This is a genomic window from Rhodococcus sp. Leaf278, assembly GCF_001426085.1.
Lineage (GTDB): Bacteria > Actinomycetota > Actinomycetes > Mycobacteriales > Mycobacteriaceae > Rhodococcoides.
Window position 1 is genome coordinate 1 of record NZ_LMRR01000044.1, and the last position, 20,099, is coordinate 20,099.

Annotated in this window: 21 protein-coding genes and 1 pseudogene; 10 read left to right on the plus strand and 12 right to left on the minus strand. The window is 64.1% G+C overall.

The genetic code is table 11. The annotated features are described in order from the left end of the window. The 3 genes from ASG84_RS24415 to ASG84_RS24425 all read left to right on the plus strand — a co-directional run. Positions 1-264 (plus strand): acyl-ACP desaturase (locus ASG84_RS24415; protein WP_057476391.1); only part of this gene is annotated, 264 nt, incomplete at its 5' end. 28 nt (positions 265-292) lie between these two features. Next, the gene (locus tag ASG84_RS24420; RefSeq protein WP_032405193.1) at positions 293-997 is read left to right on the plus strand and encodes a M50 family metallopeptidase; all 705 of its coding nucleotides are present in this window, start codon (positions 293-295) and stop codon (positions 995-997) included. 20 nt (positions 998-1,017) lie between these two features. Then, positions 1,018-1,980 (plus strand): SMI1/KNR4 family protein, encoded by a 963-nt coding sequence (locus ASG84_RS24425; RefSeq protein ID WP_057479557.1) that lies wholly within the window; start codon positions 1,018-1,020, stop codon positions 1,978-1,980. 218 nt (positions 1,981-2,198) lie between these two features. Here ASG84_RS24425 and ASG84_RS24430 read toward each other — a convergent pair whose 3' ends face one another. Further along, on the minus strand, positions 2,199-2,495 hold the full coding sequence (locus ASG84_RS24430) for a hypothetical protein (protein WP_057479558.1): 297 nt from the start codon (positions 2,493-2,495) through the stop codon (positions 2,199-2,201). Between the two features lie 171 nt (positions 2,496-2,666). Here ASG84_RS24430 and ASG84_RS27685 point away from each other — a divergent pair. After that, a pseudogene (locus tag ASG84_RS27685) lies at positions 2,667-2,792 on the plus strand (M50 family metallopeptidase); the annotation flags it as partial. Between the two features lie 21 nt (positions 2,793-2,813). Here the strand turns inward: ASG84_RS27685 and ASG84_RS24435 are convergent. Next, complete coding sequence (locus ASG84_RS24435; protein WP_057479559.1) at positions 2,814-3,668, minus strand: type IV toxin-antitoxin system AbiEi family antitoxin domain-containing protein; 855 nt, start codon at positions 3,666-3,668, stop codon at positions 2,814-2,816. A 99-nt stretch (positions 3,669-3,767) separates the two neighbouring features. Next, on the minus strand, positions 3,768-5,171 hold the full coding sequence (locus ASG84_RS24440) for a GntP family permease (protein ID WP_057479560.1): 1,404 nt from the start codon (positions 5,169-5,171) through the stop codon (positions 3,768-3,770). Between the two features lie 137 nt (positions 5,172-5,308). Between ASG84_RS24440 and ASG84_RS24445 the strand changes: the two genes are divergently transcribed. The 5 genes from ASG84_RS24445 (at position 5,309) to ASG84_RS24465 (ending at position 9,688) form a co-directional block, all read left to right on the plus strand. Then, on the plus strand, positions 5,309-6,265 hold the full coding sequence (locus tag ASG84_RS24445; protein WP_057479561.1) for a lysophospholipid acyltransferase family protein: 957 nt from the start codon (positions 5,309-5,311) through the stop codon (positions 6,263-6,265). Between the two features lie 96 nt (positions 6,266-6,361). Beyond that, positions 6,362-7,357, plus strand: coding sequence for an ABC transporter ATP-binding protein (locus ASG84_RS24450; RefSeq protein ID WP_057479562.1), 996 nt, complete (start codon positions 6,362-6,364; stop codon positions 7,355-7,357). After that, positions 7,354-8,109 (plus strand): ABC transporter permease, encoded by a 756-nt coding sequence (locus ASG84_RS24455; RefSeq protein ID WP_057479563.1) that lies wholly within the window; start codon positions 7,354-7,356, stop codon positions 8,107-8,109. Before ASG84_RS24450 ends, ASG84_RS24455 begins: the two co-directional genes overlap by 4 nt. A gap of 15 nt (positions 8,110-8,124) precedes the next feature. Next, positions 8,125-8,862, plus strand: a complete 738-nt coding sequence (locus tag ASG84_RS24460) for a 1-acyl-sn-glycerol-3-phosphate acyltransferase (RefSeq protein WP_057479564.1) — start codon at positions 8,125-8,127, stop codon at positions 8,860-8,862. 67 nt (positions 8,863-8,929) lie between these two features. After that, the gene (locus tag ASG84_RS24465) at positions 8,930-9,688 is read left to right on the plus strand and encodes an SDR family oxidoreductase (RefSeq protein ID WP_057479565.1); all 759 of its coding nucleotides are present in this window, start codon (positions 8,930-8,932) and stop codon (positions 9,686-9,688) included. A gap of 77 nt (positions 9,689-9,765) precedes the next feature. On the opposite strand, the gene ASG84_RS24470 is transcribed toward ASG84_RS24465, so the two are convergent. The 4 genes from ASG84_RS24470 to ASG84_RS24485 form a co-directional block, all read right to left on the minus strand. Then, positions 9,766-10,728, minus strand: a complete 963-nt coding sequence (locus tag ASG84_RS24470) for a glucose 1-dehydrogenase (RefSeq protein ID WP_082521201.1) — start codon at positions 10,726-10,728, stop codon at positions 9,766-9,768. Between the two features lie 142 nt (positions 10,729-10,870). After that, positions 10,871-11,719, minus strand: coding sequence for a 3-hydroxybutyryl-CoA dehydrogenase (locus ASG84_RS24475; protein ID WP_327213127.1), 849 nt, complete (start codon positions 11,717-11,719; stop codon positions 10,871-10,873). Between the two features lie 5 nt (positions 11,720-11,724). Further along, positions 11,725-12,882 carry an acyl-CoA dehydrogenase gene (locus ASG84_RS24480; RefSeq protein WP_032378347.1) on the minus strand — a complete coding sequence of 386 codons (1,158 nt, stop codon included), beginning with the start codon at positions 12,880-12,882 and terminating at the stop codon, positions 11,725-11,727. 147 nt (positions 12,883-13,029) lie between these two features. Continuing rightward, on the minus strand, positions 13,030-13,677 hold the full coding sequence (locus tag ASG84_RS24485) for a TetR family transcriptional regulator (RefSeq protein WP_057479567.1): 648 nt from the start codon (positions 13,675-13,677) through the stop codon (positions 13,030-13,032). A gap of 90 nt (positions 13,678-13,767) precedes the next feature. Between ASG84_RS24485 and ASG84_RS24490 the strand changes: the two genes are divergently transcribed. Further along, a complete protein-coding gene (locus tag ASG84_RS24490; protein WP_057479568.1) occupies positions 13,768-15,186 on the plus strand; it encodes a xylulokinase in 1,419 nt (472 codons plus the stop codon). Between the two features lie 63 nt (positions 15,187-15,249). Here the strand turns inward: ASG84_RS24490 and ASG84_RS24495 are convergent, their stop codons facing one another. From ASG84_RS24495 to ASG84_RS24515, 5 genes are read right to left on the minus strand one after another with little or no spacing between them, the layout of a single operon-like run. Next, positions 15,250-16,323 (minus strand): SDR family oxidoreductase, encoded by a 1,074-nt coding sequence (locus ASG84_RS24495; protein WP_057479569.1) that lies wholly within the window; start codon positions 16,321-16,323, stop codon positions 15,250-15,252. Positions 16,324-16,369: 46 nt separating this feature from the next. After that, complete coding sequence (locus ASG84_RS24500; protein WP_082521202.1) at positions 16,370-17,107, minus strand: sulfite exporter TauE/SafE family protein; 738 nt, start codon at positions 17,105-17,107, stop codon at positions 16,370-16,372. Then, positions 17,107-18,102 carry an ABC transporter ATP-binding protein gene (locus ASG84_RS24505; RefSeq protein WP_057479570.1) on the minus strand — a complete coding sequence of 332 codons (996 nt, stop codon included), beginning with the start codon at positions 18,100-18,102 and terminating at the stop codon, positions 17,107-17,109. The genes ASG84_RS24500 and ASG84_RS24505 overlap by 1 nt, the downstream gene beginning before the upstream one ends. Next, positions 18,095-19,114, minus strand: a complete 1,020-nt coding sequence (locus tag ASG84_RS24510; RefSeq protein ID WP_057479571.1) for an ABC transporter ATP-binding protein — start codon at positions 19,112-19,114, stop codon at positions 18,095-18,097. Before ASG84_RS24510 ends, ASG84_RS24505 begins: the two co-directional genes overlap by 8 nt. Then, complete coding sequence (locus tag ASG84_RS24515) at positions 19,111-20,097, minus strand: ABC transporter permease (RefSeq protein ID WP_057479572.1); 987 nt, start codon at positions 20,095-20,097, stop codon at positions 19,111-19,113. Before ASG84_RS24515 ends, ASG84_RS24510 begins: the two co-directional genes overlap by 4 nt. Positions 20,098-20,099: the final 2 nt, after the last annotated feature.

Consider the following 20,099-nt stretch of genomic DNA (forward strand, 5'->3'; position numbering starts at 1 on the left):
ATGCCGAACTTCCGCCGCAACGGTGTGCTCATGGCCAAGCACGGCATCTACGACCTGCGTCAGCACCTCGAAGACGTCGTCTGGCCGGTCCTGCGTAAATGGAACGTCTTCGAGCGCACCGACTTCACCGCCCGCGGCGAGAACACACGCGAAGAACTCGCCGCATTCCTCGAAGACCTCGAACGCCAAGCCACCAAATTCGAGGAAATGCGAGACCGCTCCCTGGCCCGCGAACGCGCCAAGGCCGAAGCACGCGCGTCCTAGTGCCTGCGGCGAAGCCGCATACTTGGGTGTGAACGAATTCTGGGACCGCATCTCCGCGGTGAGTCCTGATCCACCGGTGTGGATCGTCCAAGTTGCGGCTCTGGTTGCGCTCGTCATCGTCGTGTTGCCGCAGACGTGGCGGATCGCGCGCAACGTGGTCACCATTGCGCACGAGGGCGCGCACTTGTTCGTCGCGCTGATCACCGGTCGGCAATTGATGGGGTTGCGTCTGCACTCGGACACCTCCGGCGTCGCGATCTCGAAGGGAAAGCCCACCGGCCTCGGCGTCATCGCGATGACCTTCGCCGGCTATGTGGGGCCGTCGCTACTCGGACTCGGTGCCGCCTTCGTGCTCGGCACCCAACATGCGGTGGCGGTGCTGTGGATCGGCGTCATCTCGATTGCGTTGATGCTGTTGATGATTCGCAACATCTACGGCTTGCTGTCGCTCGTCGTCGTCGGTGCTGCCCTGTTCGTGGTGTCCTGGTGGGGCACCGGTGAGCAGCAGGTCGCGGCGGCGTACTTCATCACGTTCTTCCTGTTGATCGCTGGGCCGAGGCCCGTTCTCGAACTGCAGAAATCCCGCAGCGCCGGACGGGCACGGGACTCCGATGCCGATCAACTCGCCCGACTGACCTTCCTGCCCGGCATCGTGTGGGTCGGGTTGTTCCTGCTGGTCACCGTCGGCTCATTGGCACTGGGCGCGTGGCGAATTCTGGTGCCGGTGCAGTGAGGTTCGTCTAGGTTCGAGTCGTGAACCTCACCGAGGTATGGACGGCATACATGGCGACGCTTCGAGAACGCGCGCCCGTCACCGCTGCGTCGATTCGGCCGCCACGAACTGCGGGCGAGCGTGAAGCCGCCGAACGTGCGACGACCCCGTGGACGGAGGAACTGCGCGAGTTCTACGGGTTGCACGACGGACAGCACGAAACTTACGGCGAGGAGTACGTGCCGGTCGGTTCCGTCTTGCCGTACTTCACTCTGTACTCGCTCGACCGGGCGGTGGATCGGCACAGGTTCAGTCTCGAAAATCCGCATCCGATCGATGATCTGGGTGAGGACTGGCCTGTCGAAGTCCTTGCCCAGGAGGCAGGTGAGACGGCGGAGATGTTCGTCCCGGCGTATGTTCCGTTCGCCGAAGACGGTTCAGGCGGAACACTTTACGTCGACACACGCCCGGGTGCCCGGGGAGGTTGTATCCGCAGCTTCTCGTACGATTCCGCTGACCAGGGTGCGCCCTGGTTCGACTCACTGACCGAGTTCATTGCAGCGTTGCACCGCAGCGTCGAAACGGGATCTGCGATTTACGACGACGTGACGCCCTCGTTCGTGGACGGCGTGCTCGAATGGGGCGACCCGGCGTTCTCGGAGGGGTCGATGGCCTACGCCGCTACTCTGCCGGTCGTTCGAGTACCTTTCCCGCTCATTGATTTTCGACCATCGCAGCTGTCGGACGACGACGACCTCCTCGATCTCGACCACGTGCGCCGTACCGTTGTCGATACCGCGCGGAGGCTGCACCCCGGTGCTTTCGTCGGAGACGCCCGAGCGGTATATCGGCAGGTGCCGCGTGTTCGTGGGGCGAACATGAATTGGTGGGTGTCGATGGGTGGAGCGGAAACGGTCTTCACTGCAATCGTCACCGGAGAGGGACACGACGTGATCGTCCTGGAGCTTCCGCCAGGGGGATGCGTGCTCGAGGCCGACGAGTGAACCGAACTGCACGGGCATCTACTTGCGCCCTCGGTATCTGTGCACGACGGTCAGGATGTCCATTCGATGCTGCCGGTGTCGAGGCTTGCTCGATAGCGCTGAGCAAACGGAGTCCGGCCCTCCCATGCACTGTGTAGTTCGCCAAGGAGATCCGCCAGACCGCTCCGACGAACGCTTGATTCTTCGAAGAATGCGCCCGTGTACTCACTGGTGCACCCCTACAACGGCCCGGGTCTGGTGTCGACGGCCAGCGTTGCACCATCGAGGTCCGCTACCGGCACGAAACGGCGGTCGTACGTGCTTGCCCATCCGCCTGCTGTATCGACTTCGGTCGATCCTGAGGGCTTGGGCTCCTCGGGTGAGTCTTGTTCGACCCGAATCCACAGCCGGGGTATGTCGACCCTCCCCGAGGGGCTGAGCGTATCGGTCGACGGTAGAAGGCCCGGATATTTCCAGCAGTCGTGGGTGAACCAGAAGGCGACGGCAGGCAGCGACACCGTCTCGACGAAAATCATTCCTGCAGCGTCGACGTGTTCGATTCCGAATCGCCCGGGCCAATACCATTCAGCCGCAGCAACTCGGTGATCCGTGCCCAGACGGGCTTGTATTCGTCCGGATTCACCGTCACGAACCCGCCCTAACCGACAGCGCCTAGGGCACCACCCCTAGCATCAATGCGACAACGAAGCGGCCCGCGCCCCGTTTTCGAACTCCAGAAATCGCGCAGCGCCGGACGGGCGCGGGACTCCGATGCCGATCAACTCGCCCGACTGACCTTCCTGCCCGGCATCGTGTGGGTGGTCGTCGCGCTGTTCGGGTGCAAAATCCCTCGCTCAGTGAGGGATTCTGCACCGAATCTGGGCCAGGACAGACTCGGGTCGGTCCACCAGATCAGCCCAGGTATACCGCAACACCGTCCAGTCGCGGCTGAGCTCGTTCTGGCGGTGTCGGTCACTCTGAAACGCGGTTGCGTCGCTGTGGAACGCCCACCCGTCGATCTCGATTGCCAACCGCACGGCGGGGAACGCGACATCGATGACGAAACTGCCATAGCGGAAGTTCGCCACCCAGCCGGTGATACCTGCGTCCGTCAGCAGCCGAACGATAATTCGCTCCGCCTCGGACCGAGCGCCACTTTCGGCTGCCTTCAGCAACCGGCCGGCGGCCGCTGAACCGCGCCGGCCCGAATTGCGAGCATGTGCGGCACGAAGCGCGCCGATGCTCGTGTGACGCCCGAGCGCCCGATCCATGACGCCGACGCCGCCCGCTGCACCGACCGCGGCCTCCAGGACGGTGAGCGCAATTGCCGTGACGCGTACGCCTTTCCGGACGATCACATCGGAGAATGCCAGGTTCCGTCGTCGCACACAGGTGCCGGGTAGTGCGTGTGACCGTCCTCGACGTGGAGTGGTGACCTCGAGGATTCCGGGCAGTCTCGGTTCGAGGTCGAGCCAGAAGGCTGCGGTCATCCCGGACGCTGCGGCACCTGCTCCGGATCCCCACACCGCGCACCGCACTCGGGCGCGGTCACTGAACTCACGATCGCAGACGAAGTAGACGTTCGGGGCTCTGCGTTCCCACGAGCCGGAGCGAACGCGTCGCGCCACCTGCTGCCGTGACAGTCCGCATGCGATCGCCTGGGTGCCGGTGATCACGCCGTCCTGGGCACTGAGAACATCGTTGAGCATGTGAGTATGACGGTGTAGTGGCCGCGACGGTTCCCTGACCGGAATTGGGTGCAGAAACCCTCGCTGATCGAAGGTTTTTGCACCGAAGATCCGAGTGGATTAGAACACCACCCACAGCAGTGATGCTACGGCGAAGATAGCCAGTCCCAGTGTCGTTTCCATGACGGTCCACGTCTTGAGGGTCGTCTTCTCGTCCATGCCGAAGAAGCGGCTGACGAGCCAGAAGCCGGAATCGTTGACGTGGGAGAGCACGGTGGCTCCGGCGGCCAGTGCGAACACCAGCAGCGCAATCTTGAAATTGCTCAGATCCAGTTCGGCCACCTGGGTCGAGATCAGTCCGGCGGTAGTGGTCAATGCGACGGTAGCGGATCCCTGTGCCACGCGCAGTGCAGTGGCAATCAGGAAGGCCTGCAGCAGAATCGGCAGTCCGAGGTCCGACAACGAGGCAGTCAGGGACTGCCCGATGCCGCTGGCCCGCAACACCCCGCCAAACATGCCGCCGGCACCGGTGATCAAGATGATCGAGCAGATGGGCCCGAGGGCCTGATCCATGTATTTTGCACCGTCGGCCACCGGGAAGCGTCCGGGCGCGAGGATGAACAAGGCCAGCAGCAGGGTAATGAGCAAGGCGATGGGCGTCTGGCCGATAAGCGTCAGGGCAGCGGCCCAGGTTTCGTCGCCGGTCAGTACACCGGAGGTGGTCAGCGTGTTCACGACGGTGTTGAGCGAGATGAGTACCAGTGGTGTCAGCAGGATGAAGAGCACTGCGGCGAACTTCGGCGCCGGGTCGCGCAGAGCGGCCATCTCCTTGTCGTGTGCCTCGGAATCGGCTGCGCCGTCGGAGAACAGATCGGCGGGTACGGGATTGAATCTCTTCCCGAGTTGGGTACCGACGAGGTACGAGCCGACGAACCAGGACACGATGGCGACGGGAACGCCGACGAGAAGGACCGATCCGATGTCGCCGCCCAGCAATTCGGTGGCAGCGACCGGGCCCGGGTGCGGTGGGACGATGGCGTGCATCGCGGCAAAGGCACCGGCGGTGGGGAGGGCGTACAGCAGAACCGATCCGCCGAATCGTTTGGCAACGGTGAAGATGATCGGCAGAAAGACGACGAGACCGGCATCGAAGAAGATGGGAAAGCCGAAGATGAGCGCGGCCACGCCGAGCGCGAGAGGCGCGCGTTTCGCCCCGAAGCGATTGATCAGGGTATCGGCCAATACTTGAGCGCCACCGGTGATTTCGAGCAGTCTGCCGACCATGACACCGAGGGCGACCAGAAGTGCCACCGACCCGAGCGTGGAACTGAAGCCCGAGAGCAGCGCCGACGGTACATCTGCAAGTGGGATGCCCGCGGCGACGGCGGTGACCGCGCTGACGAGGACAAGCGAGACGAAGGCGTGCAGTTTCACCTTCATGATGAGGAAGAGCAGGATTGCTACGGCAGCGGCGGCGATCAGTAGTAGTGCCGTCGTGCCGTAGGCCGGTTCGATCGGATCCATCGGTGTACCTCGTTCGTTCGGCTCGAATTTCGACCATAACGGACAGGTAAGACGTCGCGTGGGGTAACGAGCGCTGGTTGTCGGTCGCCGGTGGGCGGGTGGAGTACCGTGCGGGTATGAGTGATGGGGATCACGTAATGGGTGGGGACGACACCGGAGGTTCGACGGGGGACCAGGCGAAGGTCCAATTGCGCGAACAGGCACAGCGCTACGCGGCGGCGGCCCGGCTGAAGATGAAGGAACGTCGCGAGAAGACGTCCGGTGGCCTCGGGGCGGTCGTTGCCGAACGCGCGGGCGGCTGGGACCTCGACGATCAGAACACCGTCGCGATGGACCGTCAGCAAAAGCTCTGGAACGGGGTGATGGACCGTTATTTCCGAATGGAGATCGACGGGTGGGAGACCATTCCCGAGTCGCCGGTTCTCGTCGTCGGCGTGCATTCGGGTGCGCCGTTCGTGTGGGATGCGTGGACCGTCGGCGCGCAGTGGTGGCGACACTTCGGCGAGAAGCGCATTCTGCACGGCACCGCGCACGACGCTCTGATGGCGTTCCCGCTGATCGGCAAAGTCTTTCGATCCATGGGTGTGCTTCCTGCCGCCCCGGACTCGATGTCGACCGCATTGGCCGAGGGACGGGACGTCATCGTGTGGCCGGGCGGTGAGGTCGATTCACTGCGGCCGTGGAGCAAGCGCGACGAGGCAACGCTGGGCGGGCGAACCGGCTTCATCAAGCTCGCCATTCGGATGGGCGTACCGATCGTGCCGGTGGCAACAGTGGGCGGTGCCGACGCCATGCCGGTACTCATTCGCGGCGACAAGCTGTCGAAAGCGCTGAAGCTGGACAAGATTGCGCGGTTGAAGGTCTTTCCCATCGCGATCTCACTACCGTGGATCATTGCGCCCGCGGCGCTCCCACAGATTCCGTTGCCCGCAAAGATCCGTACCCGATTCATGCCTCCCGTCGAACTCGACCACGATCCGGCACGATGCGACGACGAGGCCTACATCGACGCGAAGTACGAGGAGGTGCGCGCGAGCATCCAGTCCGGAATGGACGAACTTGCGCGCAAACGTAAGTTCCCCGTCTTCGGCTGATGTCGGGAGTCGTGGCAACGCGGACCGACGCTGACCGCGATCGTTTTTAACGTCTTCGTCGTACGGATTCACTCAGTGCGACGAGGGGCGTCACAGATGATCGAAACATCGGAACTGACCAAGACTTTTCGGCAGGGCAAGAAGACCGTCGAGGCGGTGCGCGGCATCGATCTGGCGATCGGTGAGGGAGAGCTGGTGGCTCTGCTCGGACCGAACGGGGCCGGTAAGTCGACCACTCTGCGCATGCTGACCACGCTGCTCGAACCGACGTCGGGTTCGGCGCGTATCGCCGGATTCGATGTGGCGAAGGATCGGGACCGTGTTCGACGCAGTCTCGGCTATGTCGGCCAGGGCAACGGTGCGGGCCACAATCAGCGGGTCCGAGACGAACTGGTGGTGCAGGGGTTGTGCTACGGCATGACGCGTCGACGATCACGCACTCGCGCAGACGAATTGATCCAGGCACTCGAACTACGCGAGCTCGCGGCTCGCACCGTGTCGACGCTGTCCGGCGGGCAGCGGCGTCGACTCGACATCGCCTTGGGCTTGGTGCACCGCCCACCGTTGCTGTTTCTCGACGAACCGACCACCGGTATGGACCCGCAGAGCCGAGCGAATCTGTGGGATCACATTCTGCGGCTCAGGCGGGAGATGGGCACCACCATCGTGCTCACCACGCACTACCTCGACGAGGCCGATTCGATGGCCGAGCGGGTGATCGTCGTCGATCGCGGCACTGTCATCGCCGACGACACGGCCACGGCGCTCAAATCGGAACTGGCCGGCGACCTGATCGTTCTCACCGTGTCCGACGCGTCAGCTCTGGGTGCGCTCCTCGGTGGTATCGAAGGGGTCAGAGACGTGACGGTTGCGGGTTCGCGATTGAACATTCGGGTCGAGCGGGCTGAGGTGGTTCTTCCGGATCTACTGCGGCTGAGCGGGTCTCATGGAATCACGGTGCACACGGCGGACATGACGCGACCGACACTCGACGACGTGTTCCTCGGCCTCACCGGGCGCAGTCTTCGCGAGAGCGCCGCAGGGGACAGCTCTTCCCTCGAAACTGCAAGCGCAGCCGGAGAACTCCGATGAACGTACTCTCGGGAAGCGTTTTGGTGATGGGCCGGGAACTGCGGCCGATGAAGCGCGATCCGTTCACCGTCATATTCAGTCTCGTGCAGCCGCTGATACTGCTGGCACTGTTCGGCCCGCTTCTCACCGAGGTGCCCGGTCTGGGTAGCGGAAGCGTGTGGGACTGGTTCGTTCCAGGGGTTCTTGCGATGATCACGATCTTCGGAACGTCGATGACGGGCTCGAATTTGCTGGCCGAACTGCAGCAGGGTTCCCACGAACGGATGTTGGTGACGCCGTTACCGCGAGCGGCTCTGCTCGTCGGGCGCGCGTTCAAGGAAATGGTGCCGCTTGCTGCTCAGGCCGTCTTGATCATTCTGGTCGCATTGCCGCTCGGTATGTCGGTGAACGCGATCGGCGCGGTCGTGGGGGTTGTGCTCCTCGGCGTGTTCGGCGTCGGGCTCGGCGCGTTGTCCTACACGCTGGCTTTGGCTGTGCGCGGTCAGGATTGGGTGTTCTGGTCGGTCCAACAGACCCTGATGTTTCCGCTGCTCATCCTCTCCGGCACCATGCTTCCGCTGACCGCGGCCCCGGGATGGATGCAGTTCTTGGTGAACATCAACCCACTCGGATATCTGGTCGACGCCGAACGTGCCCTGTTCGCGGGCGACTTCACGAGTTCGACGGTGACGGCCGGTGTCACTGCCGCCGTAGCTACCGCGGTGGTCGGACTCTGCGTCGGGATCCGGGCTATGGGATCCTCACGGGCGTGAGGCTAAGCTCGCGTCATGGAGCGGCCTGCGGTAATTCTCGAGAACGATGTGACCGTGTACGACTTCTATCTGCGTCACCAACAGAATCGTCAGGTCGCGAGGCTGGCATACGCGGCCCTCGCCCGACGTTTTCGCCCACGCGTGTCGTATCCCGACGGTGCCCGGGAGGAATTGCGGCGTCTGGTGTACGACAACACTCGATTGCTCATCGCGGTCAATCACCTCACCGAGAGTGATCCGTACACCCTCGCAGCGGCGGCGTGGGCGTCGCCGCTGCGTCCGGTGATCGGCCGTACGAGGGTATTGGCCAAGGATGAGTTGTTCCAGGAACCCAAGCAGCGCAAGCGAATCGACATGATGGGTGGCATTCCCGTCTTCCGTGGCAAGAATCATGGAATGCGCGCCGTCAGTGCTGCGGGCAACCGCATGATGGATGTCAGTGCCGAGCGCATGAAGCGGGGCGACGACCTCGCAGTGTTCCCCGAGGGCACCTGCAACCTCGAGGATCCGACGACGGTGCAGCACGTCGGCAGCGGAATCGGCCACATCGCGATGCGAGCCCGGAAACTCGGCGTCGAACCGGTGCTGATCTGCATCGGATTGAGCTACGGCCCCGGCTCGGCGAAAGTGAAGCAGGCGAGCGTCTACATCGACACCCCCGTCACCGATCTGCCCCAGAAGCCGATCGACATCACCCGGGTGGTGGCGGAAGGAATGCAGAAGGCACTCGACGGGGCGGTGGCTGCGTACTGACCGTGTCTTGTGTGTTGGTAGAAACAGATGACAGGTTATTTGGTTCGGCGTCTTTTAGGAGATATTCGTGAGTGATCAGATCAAGACGGCCATCGTCACCGGTAGTGCGCGTGGAATCGGCGCAGCTGTGGCGAAGCGGCTGGCCAAGGACGGTTTCGGCGTCGCCGTGGTGGACCTCGACGAGGCCGCATGCAGCGACACCGTCGGCGCGATCGAGGCCGCAGGCGGGCAGGCAGTGGCCATCGGAGCCAACGTCGCCGACGAGGAATCGGTCCAGACCGCGGTCGATCGCATCGCGAGCGAGTTCGGTGCGCCGACCGTGTTGATCAACAACGCCGGCATCACTCGGGACAATCTGCTGTTCAAGATGACGGTGCAGGATTGGGATTCCGTTCTCGGCGTGCACCTTCGTGGATCGTTCCTCATGACACGCGCGGTGCAGAAGCACATGATCGACGCCAAGTGGGGCCGAATCGTCAACCTGTCGAGCACGTCTGCCCTCGGTAACCGTGGCCAGGCAAACTACTCGGCCGCCAAGGCCGGCATGCAGGGATTCACCAAGACCCTGGCTATCGAACTCGGCAAGTTCGGCGTCACCGCGAATGCCATCGCCCCGGGATTCATCGAGACCGAAATGACGGCGGCGACCGCAGAACGCGTCGGAATGTCGTTCGAGGATTTCAAAGCTGCTGCAGCGTCGCAGATTCCGGTCAATCGTGTCGGACACCCCGACGATATTGCGCACCTCGCCTCGTTCTTCGTGAGCGAGGGAGCCGGCTTCATCTCGGGCCAGGTCGTGTACGCCGCCGGTGGTCCGAAGGACTGATTTCTCCAGATGCGTGAATGGACCATTCACGAGCCCGGACGGGTGTGAACGGTCCATTCACGCAGAACGGGTGCCGACTACGGCGTCGGCATGCCGCCGTTGACGTTCAATGTCTCGCCGGAGACGTAGCCCGATTCGGCCGAGGACAGGTAGACGTAGGCACCGGCGATCTCGGCGGGTTGCCCCGCGCGTCCGAGCGGTGTCTCCTTGCCGAATTCCGGCAGTGCCGAGGTCGGCTGACCGCCGGCTGCCTGCAGTGGCGTCCAGAAGGGGCCCGGCGCAACAACATTGACGCGAATTCCCTTGGGTGCCAACTGCTGGGCAAGAGCCTTGCTGATCGTGTTGATGGCCATCTTCGTCGTCGCGTAATCCACCAGACCGGGCGACGGTGTGTACGCCTGAATGGAACTGGTGTTCACGATCGTCGAACCGGCAGGCATGTGCGGCACAGCTTCCTGGATGATCCAGAACAGCGCGTACACGTTGGTTTTGAACGTCTGATCGAATTGCTCGGACGACAGGTCGGCCAGATCCTCGACGAATTGCTGCTTACCGGCAACGTTGATCAACAGGTCGAGGCCGCCGAGCTCGTCGACAGCGGTGCGCACAATTCCGCGCGCTGCCTGCTCGTCGGTGATATCTGCCGGAGCCAGGACTGCGGTGCGTCCGGCGTCGCGTACCAACTGCGCAACTTCCTGGGCGTCTTTTTCCTCCGACGGCAAGTAGTTGAGAACCACGTCTGCACCTTCGCGGGCGATGGCAATTGCAGCTGCTCGACCGATTCCGGAGTCGGCACCCGTGACGAGCGCTTTGCGGCCGGTCAGGCGACCGGAGCCGCGATAGCTGTCCTCACCGTGATCGGCGAGAGGTTGAAGGTCTGCGGCCAAACCGGGTGGATCCTGGTGCTGCTCGGGGAATCCGTCCTGGCGGTACTGCGTGACGGGGTTGGTGAAAGTGTACTGATCGCTCACTGTCGAATCGTCTCCGAATGCGGTGAAATGCGTGAAGAACCTCTGCTCGATTCCGTGTCCTCCACGCATGCCCCGAACCGTTCGGCCACAAACTGTGACCGATCGAAGCTCCTGTTCACGCCACCCCACCAACGAATGAATGTGGCATTCAGCTTCTCCAAGAAGCTGAATGCCACATTCATCCAAACGGGGGGCTGGGGGCTGGAGGCTGCTACGAGTACGTGTAGAAACCCTTGCCGGTTTTACGGCCCAGCATTCCGGCGTCCACCATGCGCTGCAGCAGCGGCGGCGGCGCGTAGTGCGGTTCCCGGAACTCGGCGTACAGCGACTCTGCCACCGCGAGGGTGACGTCGAGGCCGACGGTGTCGGTCAGGCGTAGCGGACCCATCGGATGAGCGCAGCCGTTGACCATGCCCTCGTCGATATCCTCCGCGCTGGCGAAGCCGGACTCGAGCATCCGAATAGCAGAGACCATGTACGGGATGAGCAGTGCGTTGACGATGAATCCGGCGCGATCGCCGGCGCGAATCGTCTTCTTGCCCAGGGTGTTGCCCGCGTAATCCGTCACCGCGGATACCGTCTCTTCGCTGGTGAGCAGGCTGACGACGATCTCCACCAACGGCAGCACCGGCACGGGGTTGAAGAAGTGCACGCCGACGACCTTGTCGGGACGCTTCGTCGCGTTGGCCATCTTGATGACCGGAATCGACGAGGTATTCGTGGCCAGGATTCCCTCGGGTTTGACGATGGAATCGAGCTTGCCGAACAGATCGAGCTTGAGCGACTCGATCTCCGGTGCCGCCTCGACCACGAGGTCGCGGTCTGCGAAATCGTTGATGTCGAGCGTCAACGTGATTGCAGCGCGGGCCTTCTCGGCCGCGTCGGACTCGATGCGGCCGGATTTGACGGCGCGCGCGAACGACTTGTCGAGGCGGGCTTCAGCTGCGTCGGCCGTCGCCTGGCTCGTCTCGAGAATCAGTACGGAACTGCCGGAGCGAGCACACATCTCGGCGATACCGGCACCCATGGTGCCGCCGCCGATGACGCCTACGAGTTGGATGTCGCTCATTTGAGCAGCGCCCGCGACATGACGACACGCTGAATCTGGTTGGTGCCCTCGTAGATCTGGGTGATCTTGGCGTCGCGCATCATGCGCTCGACCGGGAAGTCGGTGGTGTAGCCGGCACCGCCGAAGAGCTGCACCGCGTCTGTGGTGACCTCCATGGCCACGTCCGAGGCGAAGCACTTCGCTGCTGCCGAGATGAACCCGAGGTTCTTCTCGCCGCGCTCGGCGCGGGCTGCGGAGCTGTAGACCATCAGGCGTGCGGCTTCGACCTTCATCGCCATGTCGGCGAGCATGAACTGCACGGCCTGGAAGCTCGAGATCGCGGTGCCGAACTGCTTGCGGTCCTTGGTGTACGCGATGGCTGCGTCGAGGGCACCCTGTGCCAGGCCGACGGCCTGCGCGCCGATGGTCGGACGGGTGTGATCGAGGGTTTCGAGAGCGGTCTTGAAGCCGGTGCCGGGCTCGCCGATGATGCGATCGCCGGGGACCTTGCAGTTCTCGAAGTACAGCTCGGCCGTCGGGGAGCCCTTGATGCCGAGCTTCTTCTCCTTGGGGCCGACGACGAATCCCTCGTCGTCCTTGTGCACGATGAATGCAGAGATGCCGTTGGCACCCTTGTCGGGATCGGTCACCGCCATGACGGTGTACCAATCGGACTTGCCGCCGTTGGTGATCCAACACTTGGAGCCGTTGAGGATCCAGTCGTCACCGTCGGCCTTGGCGCGGGTACGCATGCCCGCTGCGTCGGATCCCGCTTCGCGCTCGGACAGGGCGTACGACGCCATCGCACCGCCGGCGAGGGACGGCAGGACCTGCTTCTTGAGCTCCTCGGAGCCCTTGAGGATCAGTCCCATCGTGCCGAGCTTGTTGACGGCGGGGATCAGCGAGGACGAGCCGCAGACGCGAGCGACCTCTTCGATGACGATGCAGGCGGCAACCGAGTCGGCACCCTGGCCGTCGTACTCCTCGGGAACGTGGATGGCGTTGAAGCCGGAGGCGTTGAGAGCCTTCAATGCCTCTTCCGGGAAGCGTGAGTCCTCGTCCACCTCTTTGGCGTAGGGAGCGATCTCCTTCTCCGACAGTGCCCGAATGGCTGCGCGCAGTTCGTCGTGCTCCTCGGGCGATTGATACAGATCGAAGTCGGGATTTCCGGCCATGTCGGCCACGCTCCTTGAATGTAGGGGGTCGGCACTACCCAATGAGGGCACTCGGTGCCAAGGATGACCCCATGTTACGTCCGTATCGCTCCTGGTTCAAGAGCGGGTTCTCGGAAAGCGGCACTGAGTGCCACGCCGTCGGGCGGGTCAGTCTGTTGTGTGATCGGCCAAGGCGTCGACGATTTTGGCGACGGACATGCCCCGGGGGAACGACGCGACGACGATCTCGCCGAGGAATTGCGCGCGTACCTGCGCCAACGCAGACCGCAGGTCGCTGACGGACGTGGGCAGGCCGTCACGAATCATCCGCCGAAGAATGTAGTTGTGTGTCGCGGTCACCGACGCCGAGAACTGCAGTATCTCCAGGTGGGAATGATCCGGCCGCACTCGCTGCAGATATTCGACGAAAAGTCGGTCGTACCGAAACACGGTGACGATCTCTCGATCGCGCAGCGCAGGGTTTCGGTGCACCACCTGGTAGCGCAGGCGCGACATCTCGATCCAGTCGGAGAATCGCTCGTACACCTGCTGCGCGGCGTCGCACACCGCCTGCCACGGGTCGCCTTGGTTGGAGTCGAGGAATGCGCCTGCCTGCTCGAGCAGTATTTCGTGATCGGCGAAGACGACGTCTTCCTTGGCGCGGAACTGACGAAAGAATGTCCGTCGCGAGATTCCGGCGGCTCCGGCGATGTCGTCCACCGTCGTCGACTCGTAGCCCTTGACCGAGAAGAGGTCGAGAGCCGCCGTGGCCACGGTCAGCCGGAAGTCGGTGGATTCGTCGGGTTCTCCGCGCATGTCAGTGAAGGTAGCTCGAGTCCGTCCGGTCGTGGGTCTCGCGCGGGTAGGGTCGTAGATCACACTTGCGTAGGAAAGGACCAGCTCACCGTGGCTCTCGTTGCCGGAATCGACTCCTCTACTCAGTCGTGCAAAGTTTTCGTTCGTGATGCCGAGTCGGGGGAGTTGGTCCGCCAGGGCCGAGCCGGTCATCCCGACGGCACCGAGATCGATCCGCAGCGCTGGAAAGACGCGCTGGACGAGGCGGTCGCCGATGCAGGCGGGCTCGACGACGTGGACGCTGTGTCGGTCGGTGCGCAGCAGCACGGCATGGTCTGCCTCGACGACGCGGGGGCCGTGGTCCGTAAGGCGCTGCTGTGGAACGATACTCGGTCGGCTCAGGCCGCAGACGACCTGATTGCGGAATTGGGCGAACAGGCCGGCGGCGACGGCGGGCAAGCCTGGGCCGACGCCGTCGGAGTGGTTCCGTTGGCCTCGATCACGATTGCCAAATTGCGGTGGCTGGCCGACAACGAGCCCGACAACGCCGATCGCACTGCGGCAGTGTGCCTTCCGCACGATTGGATCGGTTGGCAGCTCGGCGGCGCATCGGGGCTCGACGCGTTGGCTACCGATCGCGGTGACGCCAGCGGCACCGGGTATTTCTCGGCGGCGTCCGGTGAATATCGAACGGATCTGTTGCAGTTGGGCTTTCGTGGGCGTAACCCACTGCTGCCGCGCGTCGCTTCGCCGAACGAGGCGATCGGCCGTACACCGGCCGGGGCACTGATCGGACCCGGGACGGGGGACAACGCCGCGGCGGCGCTGGCTCTCGATGCGCAGCCCGGTGATGTGGTCGTCTCGATCGGTACGTCCGGTGTCGTCTCCGCGGTGACGTCCGTTGCGGCAGCCGATGGTTCGGGACTGGTCGCCGGATTCGCCGACGCCACGGGCCGTCAACTGCCGTTGGTGTGCACCCTCAACGCGGCTCGGGTGTTGGACGCTACGGCGCGTCTGCTGGGCGTCGACCACGACGAGTTGTCTCGGTTGGCACTGTCGACGGCAAGCGAGGGACTGGTGTTGGTGCCCTACCTCGAAGGTGAGCGCACCCCCAACCGTCCCGATGCGTCCGGTGCGATTCATGGTCTGCGCCTGGGTAATTCGACGCCGGGTCACTTGGCGCGGGCGGCCGTCGAAGGTCTCCTGTGCGGTTTGGCGGACGGTATCGACCACCTGCGAGCGCAGGGGGTGGAGACGAAGCGGGTGCTGCTCATCGGCGGCGGCGCAAAATCGGCTGCGGTGCGCGAGCTGGCCCCGGCGATCCTCGGCGTTCCGGTGATCGTGCCCGAGCCGGGAGAGTACGTAGCCGACGGCGCAGCGCGCCAGGCGGCGTGGACCCTGGCCGGAACCAGCGAGCCGCCGAACTGGGCGCAGGCAGCGTCGAAGACATATGAGGCAGACCCGACCCCGGCGGTGCGCGAACGCTACGCCGAGGTGCGGGATCTGACCGAGGGCACCACCCCCATGTGAACGGAACTTCGTAGCCCACTACGAATTGTCGTGCACGTGCGGCGGAGCCGCTCCGGCGCTCTCTCAGGGAATCAGGCGCGCATCTCGGTACCGCTGAATCACCGAGGCGATGGCATCCGGCGTGGATCGGAAGCCGAGGAAGCCGGCCTTCTTCGACTTGTTCATGTCCGTCAGGCATTCCATGTCGCGGCCGAGGTCGCCGTCGGTGTGCCACCACGATGCCAGGCGGGAGACGTCGCTCTCCACCAGATCGTGCTTCTCGGCGATGCGCTTCCACGCGGCAGCCGCGTCGGACATGCGGGGTTCGAGGGGGCGCGGTTCCTTATCGAAACCTTCTGGCTCGACGCCGAACATCTCGGCGAGCTGCGGCCACAGCCAGCGCCAGCGGAAGACGTCACCGTTGGCGATGTTGAACGCTTCATTGTGCGCATTGTCATCGGTTGCAGCCCAGAGCATCTGCTCGGCGAGCAGGTCGGCGTCGGTGAGATCGGTGAGCCCGTTCCACTGGGTCTCGGAACCGGGGAAGACGAACTTCTCGCCGAGTTCCTTGCAGATCGACGCGTACACGGACAGCGTCAGCATCATGTTCATCGCGTTGCCGACTGCGAATCCCGAGATGGTGTGCGCGCGATGCACGCTCCAACCGAATCCGAACTTCTCGGCACCGGCGAACAGTTCGTCCTCCTGCGCGTAGTAGAAGTTCGGGGTGTCGAGGCGGTCCTCGGTCTCGTGGAACGGCGTCTCGGCCATCACTGCCTCACCGTAGGCATCGAACGGCCCGAGGTAGTGCTTGAGTCCGGTCATCAGCGCGACGTGCTTCACCGAATCGAGGGGACCGAGAACGTCCAACACATTGCGTAGGGTCGCCGAGTTGACCTCGATGTTCTCCTTCTCGGAGTCCTTCTTCATCCACGCCGTGAAGAAGACGATCTCGGGTCGAATGTCGGTCAGAGCGTCCTGCAAGGATTTCGGGTCGAGTAGATCCGCAGCTACCGGCAGAACGCCGTCGACTGGGGTACTTCCGCTGCGACTCAGTCCATAGGTGGTCCAGCCTGCTTCGAGTGCGGCGTGGCACAGGGCCTGCCCGGAAATTCCGGTGGCACCCACGACCAACGCGCGCATGGTGTTCGTAGTCATCGTGACGGTGTACCCACCGCGGCCGATGCAACACGTGACACGGCCCTCACATCAGGGTGAGTACCTGTTGACCGACGAGCACGAGTGCGCCGACGGCGGAGACGGTGATCGCGACGATGCGTAGGCGTCGACGGTCGAGAACGCGATTGACCACTCGCGAGAGCAGGAAACCGAGCACGGTCGCCGGGGCCAGGAACACGAACAGCGTCGCGGTATGGGCGTCCACTGCGCCGGCCACCGCCAGTACCGCCAGCGAGATCAGCGAGCCGACGAGGAAGAAGCAACTCATCGTGCTGCGCAGTTCGGCTCCGGTGTTGCGCTGCCACACCAGAGCCATCGGCGGTCCGCCGATGGACGTGGCCGTTCCCAGAATTCCCGACACGGCCCCGGCCACCACCAGATTTCGTCTGTGCGGCAACGGGACCCAGCCGAAGGAGGTCAGGGCGACGCCGCCCAACACCACGAGTGCGAGCAGGATGGCCAGCCCGCGCTCGGGCAACAGGACCAGCAGCAGTGCTCCCACTGCCGATCCGGGTAGGCGACCGGCCAGCGCCCACCCCGCGCCCGAGAGGTCGAGAGCCGTGCGATCACGAACCAGAACGAGCACACTGACGACCACGGCGAGCATGATCAGCGTCGCGGGGATGAGGCCGGGGTCGACGATGGCCACGATGGGTGCGGCGAGCATGCCCATGCCGAATCCGATGGACGCCTGCATCGCCGATGCGAAGAAGATGGCCAGGGCGACGACGACAAATCCGGTGACGCTCAGGTGTGTCGCCATCACGTCCCGGCAGCAACGAGGCCGAGATTGCCTGCGACGAGCGGATAGTGGCATTCGGCGATGTGATCGGCCTCGTTGGCGTCGAGTGCGACCGGGGGTGCCTCACTGGCGCACAGATCGGTCGCCTTCCAGCAGCGCGTGCGAAAGCGGCATCCCGACGGCGGGTTCAGCGGCGACGGTACCTCGCCCTTCAGCAGGATCTTCGTCCCGCGGGTCGACGCGTCGAGGGTGGGTGCGGCCGACATCAACGCCGCGGTGTACGGGTGCGCGGGACGGTCGAATACTGCTTCGGTAGCACCGGATTCGACGATCCGGCCCAGGTACATCACCGCGACGCGATCGGCGACGTGCCGCACGACCGACAGATCGTGCGAGATGAACACGTAGGAGATGCCGAGCTGCTTCTGGAGGTCGTTGAGTAGGTTGAGCACCTGCGCCTGAACCGAGAGATCGAGTGCCGACACCGGTTCGTCACAGATGATCACGTCGGGGTTCAGTGCCAGGGCCCGGGCGATGCCGAGGCGTTGGCGTTGACCGCCGGAGAATTCCTGCGGGAATCGATTCTCGTCGCTCGGTCGAAGGCCCACCAGATGCAGCAGCTCACGCACTCGTGCGGAGCGATCGCGTCGAGTCTTGTACAGGCTCTTGTGTGTTCGCCACGGTTCGCCGATGATGTCGCCGGCCGTCATCCTCGAGTTCAACGAACCGTATGGGTCCTGGAACACCATCTGCACCCGCCGACGCCACGCGAGGAGTTCCTTGCCGCGCAACGAGAACGGATCGATGCCGTCGAAGGCCACGGTGCCCGAGTCGGGTCGCTCGAGCATCATCAGCGTACGCGCGAGAGTCGACTTGCCGCAGCCGGATTCACCGACGAGGCCGAGGGTCTCGCCGCGTCGTAGATCGAGGTCGATGGCGTCGAGGGCACGGAGCTTGCCCCTGCCGACGTCGAAGGTCTTGTTCAGTCCGCGGACGGTCAACAGTTGCTCAGACATGGCTGGATACCTCGTTCGGGAAGTGGCAGGCCGACATCCGGCCGTTGCCGACGGATTCGAGCGGCGGGCGAGCACTGATGCAGATGTCGCGGGCGATCGGGCAGCGTGCCTGATACACGCATCCGTCGGGGATCGAATGGAGGTCCGGCGGGGTGCCGCCGATCGACTTCAGATCCTCACCGCGGACGGCGTGGACGGGGACCGAGTCCAGCAAGCCTTTTGTGTACGGGTGGCGTGGCTCGCCGAACACCTCGGCCACCGGTCCGGTTTCGACGACGTTGCCCGCGTACATGATCGCGACCCGATCGGCCTCCTCCGCCACCAGGGCGAGGTCGTGGGTGATCAGGACGACGGCCATGTCGTGTTCGGTGCGTAACTCCTTCAGCAGAGCCATGATCTGTGCTTGCACCGTCACGTCGAGGGCGGTGGTGGGTTCGTCGGCGAGCAGTACCGACGGGCTCAGTGCCACGGCCATTGCGATCAGCAGGCGTTGACGCATGCCTCCGGAGAACTGGTGTGGGTACGAGTCGGCTCGCGATTCGGGCTCGGGGATGCCCACTCGGGCCATCAGCGCGATTGCTTCGACTCGCGCCTGTTTCGCAGACATGCCGCGGTGGATCCGAAATGGTTCGGCCAGTTGAGTTCCCACGGTGTAGACCGGATTGAGTGCCGTCAGCGCATCCTGGAAGACGATGGCCAGTTCGGTGGCCGCGATGGTGCGGCGAACCTTGGTCTTGGCGGTGACCAAGTCCACCTCGCCCATTTCGACCGAGCCGCCGGTGATGTCGGCGATCGGTTCGAGCAACCCGACGATGGCCTGTGCCGTCATGGACTTTCCACAGCCGGATTCACCCAGCAACGCAAGGGTTTCCCCGCGACGGGCGCTGAAGGTGACGTTGTCGACGGCGCGGATGACGCCCGACGGCGTCCGCAGATCGACGGTCAGTCCGCGGACGTCCAAGGCGACACTGCCGGTATCGGGACGCTGAGGTGCAGTTGCCGGTGCGCTCATGAGACGACCTTTCGTGCGGGGAGCAGGCGAGACCGCTTGGAGCGTGGGACATTGAGCCGCCACCGCTGTGCCGGGTCGGTGGCGATGCGCGCCCAGGCGGCGAGTACGGTGGCCGAGACCGTCGTCAACACGATGGCCAGGCCGGGGAAGAACGAGAGCCACCAGGCGGTCTGCAGGTAGGTACGGCCCTGCGACACCATCAGGCCCCAGGAGACGTCCGGTGGCTGAATGCCGATGCCCAGGAAGCTCAATGACGATTCGGCGAGAATGACGAAGCAGAAGTCGAGGGTGGCGACGGTGAGCAAGGTCGGCAGCAGAATCGGGGCCACGTGGCGTCGGATCACCGAGCCGCTCTTCGCACCGAAGGTACGGGCGGCATCGACGAACAACCGGCTCTGCAGCTCTGCCGACTCGGCGCGGGCGGTACGCAGGTAGATCGGGATACGGGTGACCGTCAGGACCAGAACGATATTGGCGGCACTGGGAGAGAAGACGTAGAGCACCACGACGGCCATGAGCAGCGACGGGAAGCTGAGGATGACGTCGGCGACGCGCATCGCCGCGGTCTCGCGCCAACCGCGATGGAAGCCGGCCCACATCCCGATGAACGAGCCGATGATCGCCGAGAGGATCACGGCCGGAATGGCTACCGAGAGGGTGGTTCTGCTGGCCACGATCAACCGGGCCAACATGCTGCGACCCAGGGGATCTGTGCCGAGGATGTTCATCCACCCGGTGTCGAGCGTGAACGGCGGCAGGTTGGAGCGGTCGAGGTCCTGATCGGTGGCGGCGTCACCGACCAGCATGGGGCCGAAGATCGCGGTGAGGAAGACCAGCACCAGGATCGCGGCGGCTACGGTGGCCACCCTGTCTCGCAGGAGCAGCTTCCACAGTGGGGCCGACGCCTTGCGGGCTTCCACCGGAACCGTCGGTGGAACATCCTCGGGCTCGGATGTTTTCGGTGCTTCGAAGTCGAGTGACATGT